Genomic DNA, 13,500 nt, shown 5'->3' with positions numbered 1-13,500 from the left:
AAGACGCATCCTTTCATAAGACAATGGGAACAATCATGACACCGACACAGAGCTACACCGCCGCCGCTATCCAGTTCGAACCGACCATTTTCGAAAAGGCGCGCAATATCAGCCGGCTGAGCGCCCTTTGCGAGGAAGCGGCGCAGGCCGGCGCCCGCCTGATCGTCACCCCCGAAATGGGGACGACAGGCTATTGCTGGTTCGACAGGGCCGAAGTGAAGCCCTTCGTCGAGGCGATCCCCGGACCGACCACCGATGTTTTCCAGGCGATTGCCCGCAAACACCGCTGCTACATCGTCGTGGGCATGCCGGAAGTCGATCCGGCGAGCGATCTCTATTACAATACGGCAGTTCTGATCGGTCCGGATGGCATCGTTGGTCGGCACCGCAAGTCGCATCCGTATATCGCCGAGCCAAAATGGGCCGCCAATGGCGACATCGTGCACGAGGTCTTCGAAACGGAGATCGGACGTATTTCAATGCTGGTGTGCATGGATCTGCACTTCTTCGAGACGGCGCGGCTAGAGGCTCTGGCCGGTGCCGACATCATATGCCACATCTCCAACTGGCTGCAGGAGCGCGCGCCCGCTCCCTACTGGATCAACCGCGCCTTCGAAAATGCCTGCTACGTCATCGAAAGTAATCGGTGGGGTCTGGAAAGAACCGTGCAGTTTTCCGGGGGAAGTTGCCTGATCGAGCCCGACGGAACGGTTGCCGCATCCATCGACACAGGCGACGGAATTGCCTATGGCAAGGTCGATCTTGCCCGTGCCCGTCGCCGCGAGGTCTTAAGCGAACCGGTCTTCAAGACGCGCCGGCCCGAGCTCTACATGAACATGATGACCAACAGTTTCACCTGGAACCCTGGCGATTACTTCCGCCTCTATGGCTATCAGCCAATCCCGCGCGGACGCAGATCGCGTGCAGCCGTTGCCCAGTTCGCGCCAACCTCGGTCATTGCAGACAATATTGCCCACATAACAAGGCTCGCAAACGAGGCTAAGGCGACAACGGCGCCGGACATTCTCGTGTTCCCGGAACTGTCGCTGACCGGACTTGAGGCCCCGCAAACGCGGGCGGAGCCACTGTCTGGTCCCACCGTATCCGCCTTCGTTCGTCTGGCCATGAAGCTCGGCTTTTATATCGTCGCCGGATTTGCCGAAGCGGACGAAGACAGGATCTATAACAGCGTGGTCCTTGCAGGGCCGGAGGGGCTGGTGGGCAGCTATCGCAAGACGCATCTGGGCGTCGCCGACAGTTGGGCAACGGCCGGCGACGAATGGAAAATATACGACCTTGCCATCGGCCGGGTGGGCCTGGCGATTGGCCACGACGCGCTTTATCCGGAAGCCATCCGTTCGCTTTCACTCATGGGATGCGATCTTGTTGCCTGCCCTTCGGCGGTCGCCGGCACCTTCACCGGCAGCCATGGCGGTACGAAAATCCCGCACAACTATCCGATCCCAAAGGGCGCCGATCCCTACCACTGGCATGCGCTTCGCGTTCGCGGCGGCGAAAACAACGTCTATTTCGCCTTCGCCAATGTGCTGGACCAGGAAAAGGGTTATTTGGGCAAGAGTGCGGTATTCGGGCCGGATTCCTTTGCTTTTCCACGTCAGGAATCGGCGATCCTGGATGAGGAGGGGATTGCCGCTGCGGCTGTCGATACCACCAATCTCGACACGCCATATCCGACGAACATCGTCCGGCGAAAAGACCTTGTCGTCATGCGTCAGCCGCATCACTATCAGCCTCTCGTCAAATGGCATCAGTAAAGGTCGGCACAATGTTGACATTCACGTTCACGCCCGTCCCGCAGATAATTGCGGGACGGGCTGCAGCGCAAGGCTTTCAAAGCTCAAGTCCAAGCTCGGAGCGCGTGTCCTGGTGATTTCCGACGGTGGGGTCGTCAAGGCGGGACTTGATCAGCCGCCCCTCGCCAGCCTCGTTCAGACTGGCGCTGGAACATCAATTTTCACTGGCGTCATCGCCGATCCGCCGGAAACCGGCAAGTGGCTGCAGCGCAGTCCCTCGTTCCGCTCGAAACCCAGAAGTTGCGCCAATGACGTTCCCAGGTTGACCAACAGGGCAAAGATGCGGTTGCAGCAATTAGTATAACTCAAAAAACCTACGGAGACCGTTGGCCTCCGTAAGCCATTTTGTCAGTTGTCGCCCGTGCACAATGCCGGTCAGGCTCCGTATGGCACCCAAATGTTCTTCACCTGGATCGCCCTGCGCAGATAATCACGACCCTGCGCTTCGGTGCGATTTAGCCAATCGGGCTGACGGCCATTATTGACCCAGGTGGCCTTCAGGTTGCCTGCAGAAGCACGCTCGACCATCGTGCTTCCCTCTGTCGAGCCGAAATACCAGACAGCCGCAACGTCATCATGCTCGGCGAGTGTCTTTGCAAGCAGATCGCTTTCGCCGGTCACAATGTTGATGACCCCGCCGGGCATATCCGACGTGTCCAGCACCTGGTAGAAATCACCGGCGATCAATGGATGGCGAGACGACGGGACCACCACAACGCGATTGCCCATGGCGATTGCAGGCAGCACCAGCGACACCAGCGACAGGAGGGGTGCCTCATCGGGGCAAACGATCCCGACGATGCCCCAGGGCTCGTTCATGGCAAGCGTGACGTGACGTGACTTGGTGGAGTGCACGGCGCCATCGAACTTGTCTGCCTGGGCGGCATAATAGGAAATACGGCGCAGAGATGCGTCGACTTCGTCCTTCGCCTTCTTTTCGCTGACACCGGTGCTATCGATGATGCGGGCGACAAATTCGTCACGCCGTGCATCGAGGTTCTCTGCAAGATAATAGAGCACTTGAGCACGGTTATGGGCGGTTGCGGAACTCCAGCTGCCTGCCTTGGACGCTGCTTCCACAGCATTGCGGATGTCCTTGCGGCTGCCTATTCCGGCCATTCCAATCACGGCGTTGCCCTTGCCGGTCACCGAATAACTGTAGCCACCGTCGGGGCGGGCTTGCTTGCCGCCGATATAGTTCTTCATGGTTCGATCAAGGCCATCGATCGCCATCTTGCTGTCAGCGTTCGGCAATGCAGATGGCGTGAAGGCTTCAGCGGGCTTTGTCACCGGCAGGCTCTTTTCCCAGTCTGCCGCCAGATATTCGTAAAGCCCCTCGCGCGCACCTTCGCGACCGAAGCCACTTTCGCGGTAGCCGCCAAAACCTGCACCGGCATCGAGCATGTTGGTGCAGTTGATCCAGACCACGCCTGCCTTGACGCGGGCGGCCAGATCAAGCGCTACATTGATGTTTTCCGACCAGATGGAGGCGGCGAGGCCGTAACGGGTGTTGTTGGCCAGCGAAACAGCTTCATCCGGCGTGCGGAAGGTGGTCGCCGCGGCGATCGGGCCAAAGATTTCCACCTGGCAAACCGTCGATGCCTGATCGACTTCGGTGAAGAAGCCGGGAGCGACGTAATTGCCGGTGGTCGGCAACGGGTTGGAACTCTGCCAGAGTTCACCGCCCTCTTCCACGCCCTTGCGTACCAGATCCGTAATGCGTTTCACCTGCGTGGCCGAAACAATCGCGCCGACATCGGTCGACTTGTCGAGCGGATCGCCGACCCGCAGGGTTTCCAACCGCTTTTTCAGCCGTGCATAAAATTTATCGGCAATACCTTCCTGCACCAGCAGGCGGGAACCGGCGCAGCAGACTTCGCCCTGATTGAACCAGATCGCGTCAACAACACCTTCAACCGCCGCATCGAGATCCGCATCCTCGAAAACGATGAATGGTGACTTGCCGCCCAGTTCCAGCGACAGCTTTTTGCCCGAACCAGCAATCTGCTCGCGAATAACGCGACCGACCTTAGTGGAGCCGGTGAAGGCAACCTTGTCGATGCCGTCATGGCCGCAGATTGCAGCGCCTGTCGAGCCATCGCCCTGCACGATGTTGACGACACCGGCGGGAAGGCCGACCTCGTGGCAGATTTCCGCAAAGGCGACAGCGGTCAGCGGTGTCAGGTCTGCAGGCTTAAGTACCACGGTATTGCCGGCAGCAAGCGCCGGCGCAATTTTCCAGGCCAACATCAGCAGAGGGAAATTCCACGGGATCACCTGACCGCAAACACCGACCGGCGAGAAACCACGGAACTCGTCTTCCACCATTTCGGCCCATCCGGCGTGATGGTAAAAATGGCGGGCGACGAGTGGGATGTCGATATCGCGGGTTTCGCGAACCGGCTTACCGTTGTCCATCGTTTCCAGAACGGACAGGAAGCGCTCGCGCTTCTGTACATGTCGGGCAATGGCATAGAGGTAACGAGCGCGCTCGTGACCCGACAGCTTCGACCATTTTGCGAAGGCCGTGCGGGCGGCCTTGACCGCCTGATCGACGTCTTCCTCATTGCCGCGAATGATTTCCGCCAGCTTATCCCCGTTCGCGGGGTTTGACACGGAAATGGTCTCGCGGCCCTCCGGAGAAACGAACCGGCCGTTGATATAATGTCCAAACGAGCGTCCATGCGCGTCGAGCCACTGTTTCACATCACCATTGGCTTCGGGGGAAGGTCCATACTCCATGGTTTCCAAAATTTCCTTGATGGGTCGCATTTTTTCAGTCCTTATGCAGCAGCGTGATGGTGAGCGCTGGAATAGCGACCGGTTACGAAATGTTCGAGCTGCCGCTCGATATCGCCAAGCATCGAGCTGGCGCCGATGCGGAACAGGTCCGGTTCCAACCAGCGATTGCCCAGCTCCTCCTTCATCAGCGTCAGCCACGACAACGCGTCCTTCGCTGTCTTTAAGCCGCCTGCAGGCTTGAAGCCGACCATCTGGCCAGTCAGTTCGCCGTAGTCGCGCAGCGCACGCACCATGGTGAGACTGACCGGCAGAGTGGCGTTGACCTCCTCTTTGCCGGTCGAGGTTTTGATGAAGTCCGACCCCGCCTGCATCGCCACCATCGAGGCGCGATAGACATTGGTCAGCGTATTGAGATCACCCGTCGCCAGGATAGCCTTCATATGGGCGTCGCCACAGGCTTCACGCATCGCGGCGATCTCGTCATAAAGTGCGGTCCAGTTCTGCGTCAGAACGAACTCGCGAGTAATAACGATATCGATCTCCTTAGCGCCCTGCTCGACGGCATAGCGGATTTCTGCCAGCCGCTGCGGTAGCGGAGTGAGGCCGGAGGGAAAGCCCGTCGCCACCGATGCGACCGGAATAGTCGTGCCTTCCAGTGCCTTGATGGCATGGGGCACCATGGTCGGATAGACGCAGACGGCACCGGTTGTGATACCGGCGTCAGCAAGACCGAGTGCCTCAAGAATATCGTCCCGAACCGGACGTCGCGCTTTCGCACACAGTCGGCGCACACGACCGGGCGTGTCGTCGCCGGACAGCGTTGTCAGATCGATGCAGGTAATCGCCTTGATCTGCCAGGCAACCTGATATTCCTTCTTGACCGAGCGCCGGGTGGTGATTGTTGCTGCCCGCCGTTCGGAGGCACTGCGATTGACCGATACATCTTCAAACCATTCCGGTTTGAGAGCCGTGCCGTTGTTTCTGGGGAATGCTTCGCTCATTTTCTGTCCATTCTTCTGGTCAGGCTGCGGCATTGGCATGTTCGCGGCAGAATGCCTCGAACTCTTCGATGCTGGCATAGGCCTTCTGTGTTCCGGGACGGGTGATGGAATGCGCCGCATAGAGAGATGCCTTCTTCAGTGAAGACACGACCTCTCCCGTTTCGGCATAAAAGCGGGCAAAGGAGCCAATAAAGGCGTCGCCAGCGCCGGTGGTGTCTTTCGGCGTTACCTTGACGGGCTCGATATTGACGATCTCATCTGACGTAATTACGCGCGCGCCACGTCCGCCCAGCGTCACGATGACGGTACGGATACCGCGTGCGATCAGGGAACGGGCGGCAGTGATGATTGCTTCGTCGGTCTCGGTCGGCAAGCCGGACAGTAATGCCAGCTCGCTCTCGTTCGGAACGAGGAACGTTACCTGGCGAATACGCTCCGGATCGAGATTGGCAGCGGCGGGCGCAGGATTGAGGATCGTCTCGATACCGTTTTGGGCCGCAAGTTCGATGGTGTGATAGACTGTCTCAACCGGCACTTCCATCTGCATGAGGATCAGACCGCACTGTTTCAGATCGGCGGCCGCCTTGTCGACCTCTGCCGGCAGAAGATCGGCATTGGCGCCCTTGACGATGAGGATCGAATTCTCGCCCGACTGCTCGACGAAAATCGGCGCGACGCCACTGGACTTGCCGGCAACCTTCACCACGTGACGCGTATCCACGCCGAAGCTCTCGAGATTGCGAATGGTATTGTCGCCGAAGACATCGTCACCGACCCGGGTGACCATCATGACATCAGCGCCAAGACGCGCCGCAGCCACCGCCTGATTGGCGCCCTTGCCGCCGCAACCCATTTCGAAGGCGGGAGCTTCGAGCGTCTCGCCCGGTCCGGGCATACGGTTCACATAGGTGATAAGGTCGACCATGTTGGAGCCTACGACCCCGATTTTCTTGCTCATGCCGAAATTCCCTGGATATCCTGTTTCAAAGGGCGCTGATCCTGGCGCCGAACTGATCGGCGGCAGCGCAATCGAGATAGCCGAGCCGTACCGGAAACGCCCTGCGTTCGCCCGGTGCCAGGCTCTGCACGTTGTTCTTGGCCTTCTCCGCCAGATAGCCCTCCGGCTCGCAGGTAGACGGCAGGGCAAATGCGGCAACTTGCGAATCCCCATTGACCAGGATCCAGCGCACCGTCTTCGGGAAGGCCGCAAGCGGATAGGAGATGGCAAAGCCATCGCCCTCACGCCGCTGCATCATCAGATGCGTAAGCCCCTCGCCGTCCGTCGGCAGGCCGTTAATGTAAAACACCTGTTCGGGGTCGTAACGTTGCGGCTCGTTAAGCACTTCCATGGCTGAAGGCTGCTTTGCCAGCGTCTCCAGCAGGGAAAGATAATCGGGGTTTGGCGTCACATGGCCGGGCACGGCCGTGCGCACCTTCACCTGCTCCGGCGTATACGGCACGGGCTGAACGATGCGTGCACCCTCGGCATAAGCAAAGTTCACATGGCACATATACATGAGGTCCATGGGCGCTGATGACAGGTTCTGGATATCCATGACCATGTCAAAAAGCGTGTCTTCAGCGTGCAAAGTCACGCTGGGGCGGGCGAGATAATTGGCGCCGAAGCCCATGACATATTCAACTTCGCCTGTTACCCGAACATAGGCGCCGCGCGCGTCGTGGCCGACGACAAAACCGGCCTTGTCCATGGCGGCACAGGGCATTTCACCATGCAGGGGGTGATTGTCCTGCGGCGACGGGCAGCCGTTGCGCAGCATGCCGCTGTGGAATGCAAAACACCCATAGGTCTCGACGATTGAACCGGCCGGCCGCGGCATTGAAAAGCGGCTTCCCATGGTCAGGTCGACGCCGTTGAACGCCACGCTCCAGATCATCTGACCCATGAAGGGCAAGATGACGATCCGGCCGTGGCGATTGTCTAACTGTAGCGCCTCGATGCCGGTAGGATACCGGAAGGCGGTGATCTGCAACCCGCCCGTTGCCGCCAGAAGATGCGGGACGTCTGTAAAGTCCTGCCTGCGGAGATGAAATTCCGTCGCCTGCATGAGATCACCTGCCGGGGTTGCGCCACGCATTGATGGCGATGACGAGAATGAGGAATGCCCCCCAGATGAAGTCGATAAGGTGGTTGGAGAACCGCATCATCTGGAAGCCGGAGGAAAGCAGCATGAGGGCGATCAGCGCGATGGCGATGCCAAGAACCCGCCCCTTCCCGCCTGCGGGATTGGTGCCGCCAAGTACCGCGATCAGCACCGCCTGCAACAGATAGGACGCACCGTAGTCGGATTTCGCTGCGTTGGTTCGGCCGGACAGAATGATCCCCGCCAGTGACGCCAGAACGCCGGTCAGCATGTAGGAATACAGCATCATGCGATCTTTGCGGATACCGGCAAACACCGCTGCCCGCGGATTGGTCCCGATCAGCATCAGGTTGATGCCAAGCGTCGAGCGCGTCAGCAGGATAGCCACGATAATGCACACGGCGACGAACAGCAGGAACGGAGTCGCGATGCCGAAGATTTTACCGTTACCGATCCAGTTCCATGCATCGGGAAAACCGACGATTGCCGGCCCGCCGGTCATCACCAGTGCCAGTCCCATCAAGACCTGGCCTGTGCCAAGCGTCGCAAGGATCGGCGTAATGCGCAGTTTCGCGACCAGCAGGCCGTTGACCAAACCGGCCAGCAAGCCGACTGCCATGGCGAGCAGGATGCCAAGACCGGTGTAGAACACCATGCCCGACGTAGAGGACTGCCCTGCCTGAACCATGGTGGAATGGAAATAGACGCCGGCGATGATACCCGCCAGATTGGCAATCCCCACCACGGAAAGATCGATGCCGCCGGTCAGCATGGCAATCATCATGGCGATGGAGAGGATCCCCAGTTCGGGCATGATATAACTGATGGACTCGAAGTTGTAATAATTCAGGAACTTGCCGGGGTTCATCCAGGTCATCAGCGCGAAGACGATGACGGTGATCACAAGGAGCTGAAGGATGTTGTTGTCGTTGCCGAGAAGCCGGCGCATATCGAACGAATTTTTCATGATGCGCTCTCCCGTTACGCTATGCTTTTGCGATCGCGCCATGCGGTGATGGCGGTGGCGACGATGATGATCAGGCCGACAACGACGCGCTGCCAGGTGGTGTCCACCTTCATGATGATCAGTGAGTTTTTGACCATCACCAGCATGAACACGCCCATCAAGGTGCCGAGAACCGTGCCGCGTCCTCCAAAGATCGATGCCCCGCCCAGAACCACGGCCGCTATCACGTCGAGTTCGAGACCGACAAAGTCACGCGGGTTGGCAAGCCAGATCATCGATGAGTGCAGCAGCCCTGAGAAACCTGCCAGCGCACCGGCAACGCAGTAGACAAAGAAGATCGTCGCGCCCGTATTGAAGCCAACGCGTTTTGCCGCTTCGGGCGAGCCGCCATAGGCATAAACACTGCGCCCGATCATGGTGTAGGTGAGGACGAGGTGGATAACCAATGCCAGACCCATATAGACCACAAACATCGCGGTCAGGCCGAAAGTCGATCCCGTGGCCGACGTCAGCGAGATGACGTCGGTTTTGCCGAACCCGATCAGTTCCTTTGGCATCTTGTTGATGTTGACGATGCTGGTGCCGACGAGGCCGAGAACCAGACCGCGCACGATCGATCCGGTTCCAAGCGTCACGATCAGCGGGATCATCCTAAAACGGTGGATAATGAACCCGTTGAACGCACCAAGAGCCAGCCCAATCAGCGTTGCCGCAACGAAGGGAACGAGCACGCCGTCATAACCGAGATAGACCATGGCGCGCACAGTCAGATACATCGCTGCAATGGCGAAGGCCGTGAACGAAACATCAATACCGCCGGAAATCATTACCAGCAGGACGCCGAGCGCCATAATGCCGATCACGACATTGGAACGCAGCAGCCCGAAAATGTTGTCCAGCGACCAGAATGCCGGGTTGATAGTACCAATAATGACCATGGCCGCCAGCAAGACGCCCGCGATAATAAACTCTGTGCTTCTGAAGAATTTCATGTTTTGCGGCCCCTCAATTCAGCGTCTTGAGCCGGTCATTAACGGCGTCTTCGGTCATGCCTTCTCCGGACAATTCGTCAACGAAACGGCCGCGGTGCATAACCACCACGCGATTGCAGTTCTGCACCAGTTCCGGGACATCGTCGGAAATCATCAGCACGGACAGGCCTTCCATTTCGGCCAGTTTGCGGATGATGTTATGAATCTGTGCTTTGGAACCAACATCGACACCGACGGTCGGGCCGTTCAGGATCAGCACTTTGGCGCCCGTCAGCAGCCAGCGGGCCAGAACCACGCGCTGTGCGTTGCCGCCGGACAGATGGTTGACCGGCGTGTGCGGTCCCGGCGCCACGATCTGCATGGCCGAGAACATATCGCGGGTCGTTTCGTCGGCCTTTTTACGATTGATGAAAAGACCGCGGACAAATTTCTCAATCGACGTGACAATGATATTGCGCTCGATCGATTGTGTCAGGAATAGCCCCTCGGTCAGGCGGTCCTCCGGAACATAGGCGACACCGCAGGCAATACCTTCCTGAACGGTCCTCGGGTGAACCTCGCGGCCTGCAAGGCGCACTGAACCTGTAAAGTCAGGGCGCATGCCAAACAGCGCCAGTGCAAGTTCGGTACGACCCGAACCGATCAAGCCCGAAATACCGACGATTTCGCCCGGCCTCAGCGTCAGGTCGGCATTTTCCACCGAACCCGGAACCGAGAGATTGCGCACTTCCAGCACCGGCATGTCGGCGCCCTCCCGAGGAGCCCACTGGTAGCTGTGGGCGGTCAGTTCCTGCCCCGTCATCGCGCGTGTGATTGCCGGCTCGTCGAATTCGGCAATCGGTCCTTCGGCAACCTTCTTGCCGTTGCGGAAAACGGTCAGGCGCTCGCTGATTTCGAGCATCTCGCGCATCTTGTGGCTGACAAAGAGAACGGCAATGCCCTGCGCCTGAATATCGCGCACGATCTTGAACAGGGCATCGACCTCGTGGCGCGTTAGCGCCGTCGTCGGCTCATCCATGATGATCAGGCGCGCATCGGCCATGAGAGCGCGGGCGATCGCCACGATCTGCTTGCCCGACGTGGGCAGGCTTTCGACATCCGCATCAAGATCGATGCTCACGCCGAGGCGGTCCAACGCCTTTTGAGCCAGCTGACGAACCTGTCGCCAGTCGACCGTCTTGCGGCCTTCCATCAAGAATGTATTGATCGCCAGGTTTTCGGCGACCGTCAGGTTACCGAACAGCGAAAAATCCTGATAGATCACCTGAATACCGTGGTGAACGGATTTTACCGGATCGAGTTTGCCAACAGGCTTCCCGTCGATCAGAATCTCGCCGTCCTCGGGCGTGTAAACCCCGGACATGATTTTGATGACGGTGGATTTACCGGAACCGTTTTCACCGGCAAGGCAATGGATTTCTCCCGGGCGAATGCTCAGCGACACGTCGTCGAGCGCCTTCACGCCGCCAAACCGCTTGCCGATATGGCGCAGCTCGATCAGATTTTCAGTCATAATGGCCTCGTGCAAGGCTGGAAAACACGGGGTGTAAGGAGAGAGGGTTGCCCCTCCCCCCGTGGTGCGGATCAGAAGTCGTACTTGTCCATGTTTTCTTTGGTCACGCCGACCCAACCTGCGCCATAGAGCAGATGTGGCTTGGAGGCGTCAGGAACCAGCAGGCTTTCGTAACCGGGCAGGCCCATATTCAGGCCGGCCTTGATCTGCTCGTTCTTCTTCTCGAGAACCGCGACAGCCAGCATGTTCATGGCATAACCGGCAACGGCCGGATCCCAGAACTGAATGTACTGGATGTTATCGTTCTTGATGTATTCGCCGGCAACGGAAACCAGGCCCGTGCCCGAGAAGAAGACCTTGCCCGACAGACCGCCTTCGGCGATCAGGCGACCCGCGCCTGCCGATGTCGGCATCGGCGCGCCGAGAATACCGGTGATATCAGGATAGGCGGTCATCGCTTCCTTGAGTTTGGTGTAGTCGGTATTGGCGTCGTCATAGGTTTCAAGCCGCTCGGTCGCCTGCGACATTTCCGGGAAGTTGGCCTTCTGGTACTCGACGGCGCCATCGATCCATTCCATCTGCGACTTGGACGTCAGACTGCCAACGGTGGCGACATATTTGCCCTTGCCGCCCATGGATTTGCCGAGCTCCTTCATCAGGTTCGCGCCATAGGCCTTGTTGTCGAAGGCTTCGATGTCGAAATCGACGTTCTGGATATTGGAAGCCTCATGGCTGATGACGACAATGCCGCGATCGCGGGCTTTCTTGAGCACCGGTTCCACCGCTTCCACCGAGAACGGCACGATGGCGATGGCGTCAACGCCCTGCGCGATGAGATTTTCAACAATCTGTACCTGGGCGGCGGCATCAGCCTGACTTGGGCCAACCATCCAGACATCGTTTCCGGTATCGCCCTTGAACTGCTCGACGCCATCGCGCATGCGGTCAAACCACGCGATGCCATCCACCTTCACGACGGTCGCAATGGTGTATTTCTTGCCACTCGCCGCGGTGATCAATTCCTTGTTGACCTTCGATGTATCGACGGCGCTCTGCGCAAAGACAGCCGACGCCGATAGCGTGGCAGCAAGCGCGATGGTTGCGAAAATCTTGTTCACGGATAACTCCTCCCTTTGAAACTGCACTGTGCCGGACCTATTCCAGTCGCAGCACCCGACAATGGTCGATCCCTAACGCCGGTATCCGCTCCTCACGCGTCCGACGCCTCCTCATTCTCCCGGAAAAGGCTTCCCACGCCCCGGTAGATGGACCACGATGTGACCCAGAAACCTGTTGTCTTCCTCTCCCGATAATGCGAACTATTATGATACAATCCGATCATTATGTTTCGATCGTTTCATGTTTGTTGTTCTTCTGTCAAGCGTAGAGAGGGCGATTGCAAGGAAACTAACACCGAAATATGAAGCGCAGGGACAAACCGAAAGCGGAGATAAGGTGAGCAGAATAAGTGCACACAATGCCAGGTTGGACGCACTGGCCGGACTGGTTCAGGAAACGGGTGTCCTGAGGCTGCGGGACGCAGCGTCCCGGCTTGGCGTATCCGAAATTACCATTCGCCGCGACATTGCCGCCGACGGTCAGCGGCTTAGCTGTCTTGGCGGCTACATTATTCCGGTTCAGGATGGAGCCATCAGCAGCGACTATGTGCTCGAGCAGGAGAAGGACAGCCATGCAACTGCCAAGGCGCGCGCCTGCACGCAGGCGGCAGCTCTAATCGAACCATATGACACTGTATTCATCGATTGCGGAACGACGATGCCGCATCTGGCGCGGCAAATTCCGGCAAACGCCCATGTCACGGTCATCTGCTATTCCCTCAATGTTGCAGAGGAACTGGCGAGCAGAACCGATGTCCGCCTGATCATGCTCGGGGGCGTCTATCATCCGGAAGCGGCTTCGTTTTCGGGTGATGAGGGTATCGAGGTGCTGAAGCGCATCAATATCAACAAGGCATTCTTGTCTGCCGGTGGCGTGGACGAACAGCATGGCGTCACCTGCTCACATTTTCATGAAGTGCCGATCAAGCAGATGGTTATGCAACGCTCGGTTCAAAAGCATCTGGTGGTGGACAACAGCAAATTCAGAAAGGTGCGAGCCGCACGCTACGCTGCCATAGGCGACTTCAACTCAGTTATTGCAGATCAGCCTTCACCCTGGGCTTGAGACAAACCGACAACGAGGGCTCCCAAATAAGCCTCGGCAGAGAGAGCTCAGCGATATCTTTCGCCCCACCAGGGCGAACATCACCGCAGTCCGGCTAGAAAGCCGGCAGAACGCCCCTGCTACTACACCATTCCTGCGTATCTTGATGGAAGATTTCAGCAATACGAAGGGAGAAGAAAGATCGG

Annotated in this window: 11 protein-coding genes; 3 read left to right on the top strand and 8 right to left on the bottom strand. The window is 58.3% G+C overall.

Features of this window, described 5'->3' with window-relative positions:
* The first annotated feature begins 23 nt into the window (after positions 1-23).
* Together ACQZ6D_RS18170 and ACQZ6D_RS18165 are read left to right on the top strand one after the other, a co-directional pair.
* Positions 24-1,775 carry a nitrilase-related carbon-nitrogen hydrolase gene (locus ACQZ6D_RS18170; RefSeq protein WP_333717626.1) on the top strand — a complete coding sequence of 584 codons (1,752 nt, stop codon included), beginning with the start codon at positions 24-26 and terminating at the stop codon, positions 1,773-1,775.
* A gap of 112 nt (positions 1,776-1,887) precedes the next feature.
* Positions 1,888-2,118, top strand: a complete 231-nt coding sequence (locus tag ACQZ6D_RS18165; RefSeq protein ID WP_233283723.1) for a hypothetical protein — start codon at positions 1,888-1,890, stop codon at positions 2,116-2,118.
* Positions 2,119-2,189: 71 nt separating this feature from the next.
* Here ACQZ6D_RS18165 and ACQZ6D_RS18160 read toward each other — a convergent pair whose 3' ends face one another.
* From ACQZ6D_RS18160 to ACQZ6D_RS18125, 8 genes are all read right to left on the bottom strand, one after another.
* Positions 2,190-4,586: an aldehyde dehydrogenase family protein gene (locus ACQZ6D_RS18160; RefSeq protein WP_162647859.1), complete on the bottom strand. Its 2,397-nt coding sequence runs from the start codon at positions 4,584-4,586 to the stop codon at positions 2,190-2,192.
* A gap of 11 nt (positions 4,587-4,597) precedes the next feature.
* Complete coding sequence (deoC, locus tag ACQZ6D_RS18155; protein ID WP_026330875.1) at positions 4,598-5,557, bottom strand: deoxyribose-phosphate aldolase; 960 nt, start codon at positions 5,555-5,557, stop codon at positions 4,598-4,600.
* A gap of 19 nt (positions 5,558-5,576) precedes the next feature.
* A complete protein-coding gene (gene rbsK / locus ACQZ6D_RS18150; RefSeq protein ID WP_112236428.1) occupies positions 5,577-6,515 on the bottom strand; it encodes a ribokinase in 939 nt (312 codons plus the stop codon).
* Positions 6,516-6,540: 25 nt separating this feature from the next.
* Positions 6,541-7,623: an aldose 1-epimerase family protein gene (locus ACQZ6D_RS18145; RefSeq protein ID WP_448730346.1), complete on the bottom strand. Its 1,083-nt coding sequence runs from the start codon at positions 7,621-7,623 to the stop codon at positions 6,541-6,543.
* A 4-nt stretch (positions 7,624-7,627) separates the two neighbouring features.
* Positions 7,628-8,626, bottom strand: coding sequence for an ABC transporter permease (locus tag ACQZ6D_RS18140; RefSeq protein WP_003517006.1), 999 nt, complete (start codon positions 8,624-8,626; stop codon positions 7,628-7,630).
* Positions 8,627-8,640: 14 nt separating this feature from the next.
* The gene (locus ACQZ6D_RS18135) at positions 8,641-9,618 is read right to left on the bottom strand and encodes an ABC transporter permease (RefSeq protein WP_003517007.1); all 978 of its coding nucleotides are present in this window, start codon (positions 9,616-9,618) and stop codon (positions 8,641-8,643) included.
* A gap of 13 nt (positions 9,619-9,631) precedes the next feature.
* Positions 9,632-11,131, bottom strand: a complete 1,500-nt coding sequence (locus ACQZ6D_RS18130) for a sugar ABC transporter ATP-binding protein (protein ID WP_333717624.1) — start codon at positions 11,129-11,131, stop codon at positions 9,632-9,634.
* A 71-nt stretch (positions 11,132-11,202) separates the two neighbouring features.
* Positions 11,203-12,249 carry an autoinducer 2 ABC transporter substrate-binding protein gene (locus ACQZ6D_RS18125; RefSeq protein WP_003517012.1) on the bottom strand — a complete coding sequence of 349 codons (1,047 nt, stop codon included), beginning with the start codon at positions 12,247-12,249 and terminating at the stop codon, positions 11,203-11,205.
* 337 nt (positions 12,250-12,586) lie between these two features.
* Between ACQZ6D_RS18125 and ACQZ6D_RS18120 the strand changes: the two genes are divergently transcribed.
* Positions 12,587-13,315: a DeoR/GlpR family DNA-binding transcription regulator gene (locus tag ACQZ6D_RS18120; RefSeq protein WP_333717623.1), complete on the top strand. Its 729-nt coding sequence runs from the start codon at positions 12,587-12,589 to the stop codon at positions 13,313-13,315.
* Positions 13,316-13,500: the final 185 nt, after the last annotated feature.

Source organism: Agrobacterium sp. 22-3639C2, from assembly GCF_053522105.1.
The sequence above is the reverse complement of the archived record's forward strand: the minus strand, read 5'-3'. Positions and strand labels throughout refer to the sequence as shown.